The organism is Herbidospora sakaeratensis (genome assembly GCF_001570525.1).
In the GTDB taxonomy this organism is placed as follows: Bacteria; Actinomycetota; Actinomycetes; order Streptosporangiales; family Streptosporangiaceae; genus Herbidospora; species Herbidospora sakaeratensis.
The window spans coordinates 226,478-238,476 of the sequence record NZ_BBXC01000011.1; the positions used below are offsets into that span (position 1 = coordinate 226,478).

The window sequence follows — 11,999 nt, forward strand, 5'->3', positions numbered from 1 at the left end:
ACCGTAAGATCGCCTTGTGACAGATGCCGGGATTCGGCTCCCCCAGGAACAGGTCAGCCCGCTGAGGGCCGTCCTGCGCCGGCTCTGGTACGCCCTGGCCGCCCTCGGCGCCGTGTTTCTGCTGGTCGCGTCCGACCTCGACGGATACAAGGACAGCTACGACGGCAAGGTGTCCCTGCTCGACGCGCTCTACTACGCCACGGTCACCGTCTCGACGACCGGATACGGCGACATCACCCCGACCTCCGATCTGGCGCGGTTGATCAACATCGTGCTGGTGACCCCGCTCCGGATCGTGTTCCTGGTCATCCTGGTGGGGACCACACTGGAAGTGCTCACCCGGCGGACCAGGGAAGATTTCCTCACCAACCGCTGGAGGTCCAAGTTGACCGGGCACACCGTCGTGGTCGGCTACGGCACCAAGGGCCGGGCCGCCGTGCGCACCCTCCTCGACAACGACCGCACCCGCGACTCGATCGTGGTGATCGACCCCAACGGCGGCGTCGTCCACGAGGCCAACGAGGACGGTTTCGTCGGCGTGGTCGGCGACGGCACCCGCAGCAGCGTGCTCCGGCGGGCCCGGATCGAGACCGCCAGCGAGGTGATCATCTCGACCCAGCGCGACGACACCACCGCCCTGGTCGTGCTGACCGCCCGCAGCCTCAACCCGAAGGCCACGATCGTGGCGGCCGTCAGGGAGTCGGAGAACGACCCGCTCGTGCGCAGCAGCGGCGCCGACGTCGTGATCACCTCGTCGGAGGCGGCCGGGCGCATGCTCGGCGTGGCCACCCAGAGCCCCGCCGTCAGCACGATCATCGACGACTTCCTCATGTACGGCACCGGCCTCGACCTCTACGAGCGCCCGGTCAAGCCGGGCGAGGTCGGCGGCACCTGCGACCAGGCCGAGGGCATGGTCGTGGCGGTCGTGCGCGACGGCAGGGTCATCCCCTACGCGAAGGTGCCCTCGCTGCAGGCCACCGACCGGCTGGTCGTCATCCACGTGCCGGAGGACTAGGCACGGCGAAGCCGTAGGGCAGCTCCAAGCGGTGCTCGGCGAGCAGGCCGCCGTCGGCCAGGATGTCGCGGGTCGGCCCGTCGGCCGCGATCACGCCGCCGCTGAGGATCACCGAGCGGTCGCAGAGCTCCAGGGCGTAGGGCAGGTCGTGGGTGACCATCAGGACGGTCACGTCGAGGCCGCGCAGGATCTCGGCGAGCTCGCGGCGGCTGGCCGGGTCGAGGTTTGAGGAGGGTTCGTCCAGGACCAGGATCTCGGGGTCCATGGCCAGCACGGTCGCCACCGCGACCCGGCGGCGCTGGCCGAACGACAGGTGGTGCGGCGGCCGGTCGATCACCTCGGCCATGCCGACCTTCTCCAGAGCCGTGACGACCGCCTTCTCCAGCTCGGCGCCGCGCAGGCCCATGTTGGCCGGGCCGAAGGCGACGTCCTCGCGCACGGTGGGCATGAAGAGCTGGTCGTCGGGGTCCTGGAAGACCAGGCCGACCCGCCTGCGCACCTCCTTGAGGTTCTCCTTGCGGACCGGCAGCCCGGCCACGCTCACCTCGCCGTGCCCGGCGGTCAGGATCCCGTTCAGGTGCATGACCAGCGTGGTCTTGCCGGCCCCGTTGGGCCCCAGCAGGGCCACCCGCTCGCCCCTGGCGATCGAGAGGGTGACCCCGAAGAGGGCCTGCGTGCCGTCGGGGTAGGCGTAGGCCAGGTCGCGGACGTCGAGGGTCATGACACGAACAGTACGGCCGAGGCCACCACGGGCAGCACGGCGGCCATGGCCCACTGCGCCTTCGGCGCCCGGCCGTCGGCCAGCGTGGGCATGACGCCCGTGTACCCCCGGCTGAGCATGGCCAGGTGCACCCGCTCGCCGCGTTCGTACGACCGGATGAACATCGCCCCCGCCGACTTGGCCAGCACGGGGGCCTGCCGGAAGTCGCGAGCGGCGAAGCCCCGGGACTCGCGGGCGACCCGCATGCGGCGCATCTCGTCGAGGATGACCTCCAGGTAGCGCAGCATGAACGTGGCGATCTGGATGAGCAGCTGGGGCACCCGCAGGCGCTGCGCGCCCAGCAGCAGGGCGCGCGGCTCGGTGGTGGCGGCCAGCAGGATCGAGGCGGCCACCCCCAGGGTGGCCTTGGCCAGGATGTTCCAGCTGGCCCAGAGCCCGGCGACGCTGAGCGGCACCCCCAGCACCTCGACCCGCTCCCCCATCCCGATGAACGGGATGGCCACGGCGAACAGCACGAACGGCAGTTCCACCGCCAGGCGCTTGAGCACGTGTCCCGGCGGGATCCGGGCGATCAGGACGACGACCGCGAGGCTCAGGGCGTACAGGAGGAAGGCCGGGAACCTCTCCCGCGGCGTGGCCACCACCACGACGGCGAAGAGCACGACGGCGAGCAGCTTGCACTGCGGCGCGAGCCGGTGGATCGGCGAGTCGCCCGGCCGGTAGAGGCCCTTCACGCCGCGGTCTTCTGGCGGACCGACCAGAGGATGGCCCCGCCGACCAGCAGGGTGATCACGACGCCGATGACCCCGGCGACCCCGACGGGGATGCCGCCGACGTCGCCGTAGTCGGCCAGGAAGAAGCCGCCGAACGAGTGGTCGGCAGCCGCGCCGATGAAACCCTCGTCCTCGGCGACCCGCTCCAGGCCGTCGGGCGAGGAGGAGGCGAAGAAGCTGACGACGCCCGCGAGGAGCAGGGCCACGATGCCGCCGCCGACGAGGAACGGCCGGACCGGCTTGGGCGTGCTCTCGGGCCGGGCCGGCTCGACGACCCGATCACCCGTGGCGGTCTTCAGGACCAGCGGCTTGGTGAGGAAACGGGCGCCGTACACGAGATCGGGACGGACCGCCAGCACGCTGCTGACGGTGACCGCGGTGATCAGCCCCTCGCCGATGCCCACGAGCACGTGGACGCCGCCCATGGCGGCGAACACGGCGCCGGTCTCGATCGGCGCGGTGCCGCCGAGGGTGAAGAGGACGGCGAAGGTCAGCGCGGCGATCGGCACCGAGATCAGCGCCGCCACGAACGACCCGGCGACGACCGCGGCCCGGTTCCTGGCCACCCGCGTGACCAGTTGGAAGATGCCCCAGCCGACCGCCGCCGGGATGATCGCCATCAGCACGATGTTGATCCCGAGCGCGGTCAGCCCGCCGTCGGCGAAGAAGAAGCCCTGCACGAGCAGCACGACCGACACGCAGAGGACCGCCGTGTAGGGCCCGACGAGTATCGCCGCGAGCGCGCCTCCCAGGAGGTGCCCGGACGTGCCCGCCGCGATCGGGAAGTTGAGCATCTGGACCGCGAAGATGAACGCCGCGACCAGGCCCGCCATCGGGGCGGTGCGGTCGTCGAGTTCGGTCTTGGCCTTCCGGAGGGCCACGGCGACTCCGGCCACCGCCACGACACCGGCGCCGACGGCGACCGGGGCGGTGAAGAAGCCATCTGGAACGTGCACGGCGTTCCTCCACTTTTGTACGAATTTTCCACAACAGTAGAGCAGTTGCGAGTCATTCGCATTAAGAGGAGGTGTGGATCAGGCGACGCTCTTTCCGCAGGCTGAGCGTGCCCATTTGGGTCAGGTAGGGCAGCGCCACGAGGTCGTCGGTGAACCGGGCCGGCAGCGCGATGTCGCGGTCGCCTTCGAGCCGCGCCTGCCGCACGATGCCGTCGCACTCGGCGGTGACGTAGACGTCCCAAACGTCCTGCGGGTCGCCGTCCTTCAGCAGCAGCCCGATCTCGGCCTCGGGGAACCCTTCGAGCGCCGCGGTGAACTCGATGCGGAGCCGGTCGCCCTCCCAGGCGACGTTCGTGAGCGCCCGGTGCAGCGGCGCCTCGGAGATGCGCGCGAGCCGTTCGAGCCGGTGATGGTCCTGCAACGAGGCGAGCCGGGCCTGGTCGGCGGCGTCGAGCTGGGCCCGCACCCCCGGCGTCACCCAGGCGGCGCACCGGTGCGCGACCGACCTGACGATCGCGTCTCTCGCCTCGGCGTCGGCCCCCAGGAAGGGCTCGGCCAGATCGGGCAGCACGTCGCGGGTGATGTGCCGGGCGATCAGGTGATCGCGCAGCACCCCGCTGGGCAGGTGGCTCTGCACCCGGCGCACCAGCCGGTCGGGATGGTGCCGCCGCTTCTGCTGCCGCCCCCGCACGGTCGCGATCCGCTCGGCGTGACAGTAGGCGTGGACGACGAAGTCGGCCGCGTCGGTGAAGGGGAGGCGGTCGCGGAACCCGGTCCGGAACAGCTTGGCCAGCGACAGGTCGTCGTAGATGTCGCCGAGCAGCGCGTCGTCGCTGGCCTCGGACGCGATGGCGACCAGGTCGGCGCCGGTCCGGTCGGCCGTCTCGATCATGAGGTCGAGCGGCGGCAGGGGATGGTCGCCGGCGAAATAGGTGTAACGGCCCCGCGTGGGGGCGTTCTCGGGACGGTCGACGATGCGGACGTGGCGGTGGAGGCCCGCGTAGAGCCGGGCGAGCCGCGAGTCGGCCACGAGGATCTCTTTGGAGGCCCGCAGTGCCAGCGCGTGCGTCAGCCACCTGTCCAGGTGCACGGACCCGGCGGCCGAGACGACGACGCTGACGTCAAATGGGTGGTGACGTTGCGCGTTCATCGCTGGACATTATGTGAGCGCAGCATGGTTTCCCGGGCGCGGACGTGGGGATATGGCCCGAGGTCTAGTCCCGGGCCACACCACGTGGGTGATCAGGCCCCTGGTTCCTTGTGGGTCGTGACCGCGATGCGGTTCCAGGCGTTGATCGCCGCGATGGCGACCACGAGCGCCGCGAGCTGCGCGTCGTCGAAGTACTTGGCCGCCTCGCCCCACGCCTCGTCGCTGACGCCGGTGGAGTCGGCGAGCCGGGTCGCCTCCTCGGTCAGCGCCAGGGCCGCCCGCTCGGCCGGCGTGAACGACGGCGTCTCCCGCCAGGCCGCCACGCCCCAGATGCGTTCGTCGGGCTCCCCGGCCTTCTTCATGTCGGAGCTGTGCATGTGCACGCAGTAGGCGCACCCGTTGATCTGGCTGGCCCGCAGCTTGACCAGCTCCAGCACCTGCGACGGCAGGGCGCTGGAGTGCAGGAAGCGCTCCACGCCCAGCATCGCCTGGTACGCCTCGGGCGCCAGCGCGCCGATGTCCATCCTCATTGCAGACTCCTCAGCTTCTCTGGATTGCGGACGATGTCGACCGCGACGACTCGTCCCTCTCGGACCGCCAGCCCGTAGACGGCCGGCGGATCGTCCCGGACCAGCCCCGGCGCGCCGTTGACCACGGCCGGCCGGAGCCCCGGTTTCGAGGTGGCGAGCAGGAACCGCGCGACCTTCCCGGCCCCCTGGATCGGCCGCAACGCGGCCTTGACCAGCCCTCCCCCGTCACTGCGCAGGACCACGTCGGGATCGAGCACCGCGAGCAGCCCCTCGATGTCCCTCCCCGCGCAGGCCGCCGCGAACGCGTCGACCACCCGTTTGTGGTCGTCGACGTCGACGTCGAACCGCGGGGCCTTCTCCTGGACGTGCCTGCGGGCCCGGGCGGCGAGCTGCCGGCAGGCGGCCGGGGTGCGCCCCACCGCCCTGGCCACCTCGTCGAAGGGCACGCCGAAGACGTCGTGCAGGACGAAGGCGGTGCGCTCGGCCGGGCTGAGGCTTTCCAGCACCACGAACATGGCCAGGCTGAGCGACTCGTCGAGGGTGACCCGATCGGCCGGGTCGGCGTCGACGACCGGCTCGGGAAGCCAGGGGCCGACGTACTCCTCCCGCCTCTTCCTGGCCGATTTGAGGACGTCGAGGGCCAGCCTGGAGACGGTGACGACCAGCCAGCCCTCCACGTCGTCGGGTTGCTCTTCCGTTCTGTTCAGGCGCAGCCAGGCGTCCTGGACGATGTCCTCGGACTCGGCCAGATCGCCCAGCAGGCCGTAGGCCAAGCGGACGAGTCTTGGCCGGATTGCCACATACGGTTCCACGCTAAGTAGGACGAGACAGGGCACAGGGATGTGACATGGACTTCATCGAACTCAGCGAACGGGCATGGCAGGCCAACCGCGAGGGGGACGCCGCCTTCTACGACGCCTACCTGACGGACGAGCCGGTGGCGATCTCGCCGTGGGGGGTGGAGACCGACCGGGCGGCCATTCTGCGGACGTTCGCGGAGAACGAGAACCCGTACACGCGGACTGAGCAGTCGGAGCATCGGGTGGTTCACCTGAGTGCCACCTCGGTGGTCCACACGGCGCGGGTGGAGATCGACTCGGCTCGGGGGACGATGGTCGTTTACGCCACTACGACGCTGACCCTGGATTCGGCCGGGGTCTGGCGGGCGGCGGTCTTCCAGATCACGCCGGTCGGTTAGCGGACGGCCTGGCAGCTGAGACCGTCACCGGCGATCCTCGTCGCGCTTGCTATGACGTCTGTCGTGAGGTGTTTGCAGGCCAGGTAGGGGTCGCCGGTGCCTCTGAAGATCAACCCGCTGCCCTGAGGGGTGTAGCACCTGAGGCCGCTCGACTCGTAGAGGCCCAACCAGGAAGCCGAGTGGACTTTGGCGGCGCAATATTCGCCGATGCTCAGCGGGCCGAAGTTGAGGTTGACGATGACGGCTTGAGCTGGGGCGGTGAGGACCGTCGTGGCGGTGAGGGTGGCGGCGGCCAGGAGGGTCAGGGCGCGGCGGAGCATGGGACCTCCGGGGGGGTGTCGTCATGCGGAGTATTTATTAGGAAACTTTCCTGTGCAATACCGCTTCCATACTGCGAGCACCTGCTATGCCGGACGGCGGGCCGCACTCCGCCTGATGGTCGCCTCCGGCCAAAACAGATGCGACCCCGAAATCGGCGGTCCGTTAATCCTAATTTGTGCTACCCCTTTTCTTGTTCGTGCTGCGGCCGCAGGGCCGGGGAGGGACACTGTTGATCGAGCCACGTCACCAGAAGATCTACGGCGGAATGCGTTGCCCAATAAGCAAGATGCCAAGTCCCTCTTTTCTACACAGTCCTTTCCGGAGAGTCTCGATCTGACGGAACTGGCGGCCACAGGCTGGCGGCCGGTCGCCTTCCGGCAATTCATCCTGAAAGTACACAGTCGCTGCGACCTGGCCTGCCCGTCATGTTACGTATACAAAATGGCCGATCAAAGTTGGCGGTCACAGCCCCGGAAAATGAGCCCCGCCGTCATCGAAAAGGTGGCCTCTCGAATAGCGGAGCACGCCCGCGCCCATAGTCTCCAGACAGTCGACATCATTCTCCACGGCGGAGAACCCCTGCTCGCGGGCGCGCAAGAACTCGCCACCATCGTGCGCAAGATCAGGTACGCATGCGCCGCCGTGGGTACGCGGGTCCGAGCCAGCATGCAGACCAACGCCGTCCGCCTCGACGAGGCCGCACTCGCACTCTTCGAGGAACTCGACATCCGAATCGGAGTAAGCCTCGACGGCGACCGGGAGGCCAACGATCGGATGCGCCGGTTCGCGGACGGCAGAGGTAGTTTCGACACGGTGGCGAAATCCCTCGAACTGCTCGCAACTGGCCCCTTCCACCATCTCTTCGCCGGCCTACTCTGCACGATCGACCTGAGGAACGATCCTCTGAAGACATACAGGGCGCTGCTGGAGTTCGACCCACCTGCTATCGACTTCCTGCTGCCACACGGGAACTGGGCAAGCCCTCCACCCGGCAAGGATGACGACCCCACACTCACCCCTTATGCCGACTGGCTGTTGCCCATTTTCGACCATTGGCACGATGCACCCGCTCTCGAAACCGAGATCCGCCTTTTCCGGGAGATTCTCCGGCTGCTATCCGGGTCGCCCTCGCGAAGCGAATCCATCGGCCTTTCACCCTCATCGATGCTGGTCGTCGAGACCGACGGGACCATCGAGCAGTCGGACATCCTGAAATCCGTATCAGAAGGCGCCGCACACACCGGTCTGCATATATTCCGAGATCCATTCGATCGGGCACTCCTGCTGCCGGGAATCGTCGCCAGGCAAATCGGCGTGGCAGCCCTTTCCGACACCTGTCACAGGTGCGATATCAGAGACGTCTGCGGGAGTGGCCTGTACGCCCACCGCCACGCTCCCACGAATGGATTCCGAAACCCGTCGGTCTACTGCGCCGACCTCTACAAACTCATCACCCACATCAGAGATCGCTACGACCTCGACACCGCCCGTCTGAAGGGACGCATATGAGCATCGTCTCCGCCACGACCTTCCGTTCCCTCGCGGCGGGATCCGGTGGCGCCAAGGCCGCCGCGGAGCTGTACGACCTGCAGCTCATACGGCGCCTCGCGCTCCTGCGCGGGGTGGCGGAGGAGGCGAGGCTGTCAGCCCATCCGGAGGCGTCGATCGCGTCTGCCGCCTATATGACCCTTTCGGAGCTGGGAAAAGAACACCCCGAAGCGGTCTCCCGCGTCCTCCGCCATCCAGCGGTGGCGTCGTGGGCCTGGAGCGCCTTCACGTCACTGCGATCCCACAAGCCCGTCCGGCCCGGACGACTGGGCGCGGTCGCATTGGCCGCAACGGTAGCGGCCGGCGCGGCCCGCCACATCAACGTGGTCTTGGAGGACGATGGAACGCTCATGCTGCCTTCGCTCGGGCTGCTGGCACCCACAGGAATTTCGACCGAGATCGACGTCGAAGGCAACGGGCTAAGCGCCGCGGACTGGTCGGCGGACCTCGACCTTTCGGCCGATGGTCACGGTTGGAGCGTGCTCCACCGTGTCCGCCTCGCCGAGGATTTCGAGGTGGTCGTCGACGACCTCGACCCTTACAGGTGGTCCGAATCCGATCAGGTCGCCCCACGCCTGACGCCGCAGGCCCGAGCATCATGGGAAACCAAGCTCGAGGAGGCTTGGAAGATCCTCCTCCTGCGGCACCCCACCGTCGCGGAAGAGGTCGCGACCATCATTTCGACGATCACGCCCATTCACAGTCACGGTTCCGGGGTCGCCAGTGCGTCGTCACGTCAGTCCTTCGGCACCATCGCCATGTCCACACCGAGCGGCAGACCTGCCTGGCTGGCAGAGACGTTCGCCCATGAGATCCAGCACGCGAAACTCGACGCACTCATGCAACTGATCCCGCTCATCCGCTACGAGCGGGCCGATCTGTTCTATGCGCCCTGGCGTCCCGACCCTCGCCCTGCCCACGGGCTCCTCCAAGGCGCCTACGCCTACCTCGGAGTAGTGGAGTTCTGGCGGCGCGAACACCCGATCGAGGGCCATCTGGGCAGGGTCGAGTTCGCCCGCTGGCGAGCAGGGGTTGAAGAGGTCCTCGACACCCTGATGAAGGAAAATCTGCTGACCGACAGCGGGAAGGATTTCGTCGACGGGATGCGGACCACTCTGGCCGACGCCATCGCCACGACGATCGACGACCGCGCCCTGACAGCTGCCCAGGAGGCCGCGGCGGTGCACCGCGGCACCTGGCTGGCCCGGAATATGTGATCAGATCGGCAGGGGATCGAAGTCACAGTCGATGCGCACGCCTTTCGTCGCCGAGTCCGCGTCGGGCTGCCCTTGATTGAAACGCTCTCGGTAGAGGTCTACAGTCTCCCGCCGCAGTTCGTCCGCGTCGGGCGCGCCCACCGCCGTCCGGTCCAGCGCCAAGTTCGCCCCACACGACATGGTCAGGAAATGGTCACGTCCGAGCGTGGCGCGCAGGTTGGCGAAAGTCTCTTCTCCGAGGATGCGCGCCTTGCCGTGATCGCCCAGTGCGGCCAGGTCACTCTGCAGGTTGACCGCACACGACAGGACGTAATGGTGCTGTTCGCCCAACCGCTCGGTCAGCCGGAGCCGGCAGGTCTCGTTCAAGGCCCGGGCGGTGTCGGGTTCGCCCTTGAGCCTGTACAGCACCGCGAGATTGGTCTGGCAGGCGATGGCGAACGGATGGTCGGTCCCGAGGACCAGTGGATAGGTGTATGTCATCTCGGCGGCGATTTCGAACGCCTCTTGCAGCTTTTTCTGAACGCGCAGAGTACTGGAGACGCTCAGCGCCGCTGCGATGGTGTCGGGATGGCGGGCACCGAACAGCCGAGTGAGCCTGGCATGGGTGTCGCGGGCGTTGTTGAGAGAGAGTTCGAGGGCGCCCGCGCGGCGCTGCGCGATGGCCAGATCTTTCTCTGTGATGAGGGTGGCCCAATGATCTTTGCCGAGCTTCTGCACCCCGAAAGCCAGCGCGCTCTCCCCGGTGTCGCACGCCTCCTCGAAGTCACTCGTCAGCCGGACGAGCCGGGCCATGCTGTTCCACGAGAGGAGCACGATTTCCAGTCCCGACGGGTTGTTGGCCTCACTCTGCGCAAGGTAGACCTCGGTATGTAACGCCCTGGCCTGGGCGTAGTCGCTGTTCAAGGCATAGTCGAGCGCCAGACTGTTCTTCGCTCGCAGTGTGAGCTCGTCGTGCGGGCCCAGCACTCTCTCATGAAGCGCCACGGATTGCTTGTCATGCTCAAGAGCCTCTTTGAAGTCGCCGCGGGCCCGCAGACTTCCACCGAGGCCGTTGCTTGCGATCAGGGTTTCCTTGTGCTCGGGACCGAACCTGGCACGAACCTGTTCCAGGGTCACTCGATCGAGCTCGAAGGCCTGATCCCAGATGCCCATGCGGCGCAGGATATTGGTCTGGTGACGCCGCGCCTTCAGCACATCGGGATGATTGTGGCTCCCGGTAGAGCTCCACGCCTCGATGAACCTGTTCACCAGTTCCAACGAGGACTTGTAGTTGCCCGAGGCGTACAGATAGCGGACGACGTTGAGGGCGAACTCCCGGACCCCGCCATCTTCACAAGTGACCAGGTCCGACGGCCCGACGTGTGGTACCAGATCGCGGAAGTCAGGCCACCTGGCGTCGTCGTCGGGATGCTCCGGCGCGGATCCGGCGAGCAGCAGATGGACCTCGTGGCGGACCGATTCCCGTTCAGCTCCTTTCATGTCGTCTCGAAGCAGGGCCTGGATGAGCCGGTGGACCTGGAGCGTTCGGGCCTCGGTGTCCCATCGGATGAGCGCGTGCCTGCTGAGCTCCTTCACGGCCTTGTCGAGCATGACCGGGTTGCCCAGTATCGGCTCAAGGCTGTGGGCATCGGCTTTGTTCCCCCGGCGGAAGACGTCGAACGGGATGGGCTCGGCACCGAAGAAGGCGCAGCAGCGCAGGAGGTTCTTCGCGACCGCCAGCCTCTCCTCGAGCAGGGAAACCGACACACGCCAGGCGGCCGTCATCGTAAGGGGGTAGTCGGAGGCGCGCTCGATGCCGAGCAGTTGCCCGGCCTGCAGGTCAAGCAGCTCGATGTATTCGTCTACTGTCATCGTGCTGCTTCTCTGAAGCGCGCCTACCTGCTCCAGTGCCAGCGGCAGATCTCCGAGTTTGTCCGCCAGCCGATCGGCTTCATCAGGGGTGATCCGATCTCCCAGCCTCAGGCGCAGGAAGTCCACGCTCTCCTTGCGCGGGAAGACGTCCACACCGAGCATCCGATACTGATCGCCCCAAGCCGGGTTTCGCGATGTGACGATCACATGACCGGTCTTCTGTGGGATGTACTGCTCGATCCGGTCATCTTCAGCGTTGTCGAAGATCAACAGCCAGTTCTTGTACGGTCTCCCGTCCTCCAATGCCTTTCGCACAGAGTCGGCTGCTTCCTCCACTCCGACGACCGATGCCGGCGGCAGCCGAAGATGGGGGGCCATCGCGGCCAAAGCCGAAGGCACCAGGTAGTACTGGTCGGCCGGGATCCACCACACGAGGCGGTAGTGACTGCGGTAACGATGGGCGTATTCGATGGCCAAGTGTGTTTTGCCCACGCCACCGTAACCCTGGAGCGCCTGCGGCCGCGGGACCAGCGCGACGACCGACTTCGCCCCCTCACGCAGTTCCTGCAACAGGCTCTCGCGGCCGGTGAAGTTGGCATTCCGCGGCGGCACCCTTTCGAAGACCTCGGGCTCCGCACCGCTCAGAGAGTGGGACGTTTCGGCCAAGCCAAACCTCCGAACAAGCAGTACTCAAAACTTGCCCCCGCACCATGTTCAAA

12 protein-coding genes are annotated in these 11,999 nt (G+C 67.4%); 4 read left to right on the forward strand and 8 right to left on the reverse strand.

Features of this window, described 5'->3' with window-relative positions:
• The first annotated feature begins 16 nt into the window (after nt 1–16).
• Complete coding sequence (locus tag AW271_RS17060) at nt 17–1,015, forward strand: potassium channel family protein (protein WP_062337882.1); 999 nt, start codon at nt 17–19, stop codon at nt 1,013–1,015.
• Here AW271_RS17060 and AW271_RS17065 read toward each other — a convergent pair.
• The 6 genes from AW271_RS17065 to sigJ form a co-directional block, all read right to left on the reverse strand.
• On the reverse strand, nt 993–1,736 hold the full coding sequence (locus tag AW271_RS17065; protein ID WP_062337884.1) for an energy-coupling factor ABC transporter ATP-binding protein: 744 nt from the start codon (nt 1,734–1,736) through the stop codon (nt 993–995). The two genes, AW271_RS17060 and AW271_RS17065, sit on opposite strands and share 23 nt — an antisense overlap.
• Entirely contained in the window at nt 1,733–2,470 is a 738-nt protein-coding gene (gene cbiQ / locus AW271_RS17070) for a cobalt ECF transporter T component CbiQ (protein ID WP_062337886.1), read from the reverse strand. The genes AW271_RS17065 and cbiQ overlap by 4 nt, the downstream gene beginning before the upstream one ends.
• Nucleotides 2,467–3,465: an energy-coupling factor ABC transporter permease gene (locus AW271_RS17075; RefSeq protein WP_062337888.1), complete on the reverse strand. Its 999-nt coding sequence runs from the start codon at nt 3,463–3,465 to the stop codon at nt 2,467–2,469. Before AW271_RS17075 ends, cbiQ begins: the two co-directional genes overlap by 4 nt.
• A 61-nt stretch (nt 3,466–3,526) precedes the next feature.
• Complete coding sequence (locus tag AW271_RS17080) at nt 3,527–4,615, reverse strand: hypothetical protein (RefSeq protein ID WP_157554259.1); 1,089 nt, start codon at nt 4,613–4,615, stop codon at nt 3,527–3,529.
• Between the two features lie 92 nt (nt 4,616–4,707).
• Nucleotides 4,708–5,145, reverse strand: a complete 438-nt coding sequence (locus AW271_RS17085) for a carboxymuconolactone decarboxylase family protein (protein ID WP_062337892.1) — start codon at nt 5,143–5,145, stop codon at nt 4,708–4,710.
• Nucleotides 5,142–5,981 carry an RNA polymerase sigma factor SigJ gene (gene sigJ / locus AW271_RS17090; protein ID WP_062337894.1) on the reverse strand — a complete coding sequence of 280 codons (840 nt, stop codon included), beginning with the start codon at nt 5,979–5,981 and terminating at the stop codon, nt 5,142–5,144. Before sigJ ends, AW271_RS17085 begins: the two co-directional genes overlap by 4 nt.
• A gap of 11 nt (nt 5,982–5,992) precedes the next feature.
• Between sigJ and AW271_RS17095 the strand changes: the two genes are divergently transcribed.
• A complete protein-coding gene (locus AW271_RS17095) occupies nt 5,993–6,343 on the forward strand; it encodes a nuclear transport factor 2 family protein (protein WP_062337896.1) in 351 nt (116 codons plus the stop codon).
• Here AW271_RS17095 and AW271_RS17100 read toward each other — a convergent pair.
• Nucleotides 6,340–6,663 (reverse strand): hypothetical protein, encoded by a 324-nt coding sequence (locus tag AW271_RS17100; protein WP_062337898.1) that lies wholly within the window; start codon nt 6,661–6,663, stop codon nt 6,340–6,342. The two genes, AW271_RS17095 and AW271_RS17100, sit on opposite strands and share 4 nt — an antisense overlap.
• A gap of 271 nt (nt 6,664–6,934) precedes the next feature.
• On the opposite strand from AW271_RS17100, the gene AW271_RS17105 reads away from it, so the two are divergent.
• Nucleotides 6,935–8,173: an FxsB family cyclophane-forming radical SAM/SPASM peptide maturase gene (locus AW271_RS17105; RefSeq protein ID WP_245653081.1), complete on the forward strand. Its 1,239-nt coding sequence runs from the start codon at nt 6,935–6,937 to the stop codon at nt 8,171–8,173.
• Nucleotides 8,170–9,429: an aKG-HExxH-type peptide beta-hydroxylase gene (locus tag AW271_RS17110; RefSeq protein WP_062337900.1), complete on the forward strand. Its 1,260-nt coding sequence runs from the start codon at nt 8,170–8,172 to the stop codon at nt 9,427–9,429. Before AW271_RS17105 ends, AW271_RS17110 begins: the two co-directional genes overlap by 4 nt.
• Here the strand turns inward: AW271_RS17110 and fxsT are convergent, their stop codons facing one another.
• Nucleotides 9,430–11,946, reverse strand: a complete 2,517-nt coding sequence (fxsT, locus tag AW271_RS17115; RefSeq protein ID WP_062337902.1) for an FxSxx-COOH system tetratricopeptide repeat protein — start codon at nt 11,944–11,946, stop codon at nt 9,430–9,432.
• Between the last annotated feature and the right edge of the window lie 53 nt (nt 11,947–11,999).

What these genes read in the sequence shown, in the direction of transcription:
- AW271_RS17095 (WP_062337896.1), top strand. Translation starts at nt 5,993, where the DNA reads ATGGACTTCATCGAACTCAGCGAACGGGCATGGCAGGCCAACCGCGAG.
- AW271_RS17085 (WP_062337892.1), bottom strand. Translation starts at nt 5,145, where the DNA reads ATGAGGATGGACATCGGCGCGCTGGCGCCCGAGGCGTACCAGGCGATG.
- AW271_RS17080 (WP_157554259.1), bottom strand. Translation starts at nt 4,615, where the DNA reads ATGAACGCGCAACGTCACCACCCATTTGACGTCAGCGTCGTCGTCTCG.
- AW271_RS17065 (WP_062337884.1), bottom strand. Translation starts at nt 1,736, where the DNA reads ATGACCCTCGACGTCCGCGACCTGGCCTACGCCTACCCCGACGGCACG.
- AW271_RS17110 (WP_062337900.1), top strand. Translation starts at nt 8,170, where the DNA reads ATGAGCATCGTCTCCGCCACGACCTTCCGTTCCCTCGCGGCGGGATCC.
- AW271_RS17100 (WP_062337898.1), bottom strand. Translation starts at nt 6,663, where the DNA reads ATGCTCCGCCGCGCCCTGACCCTCCTGGCCGCCGCCACCCTCACCGCC.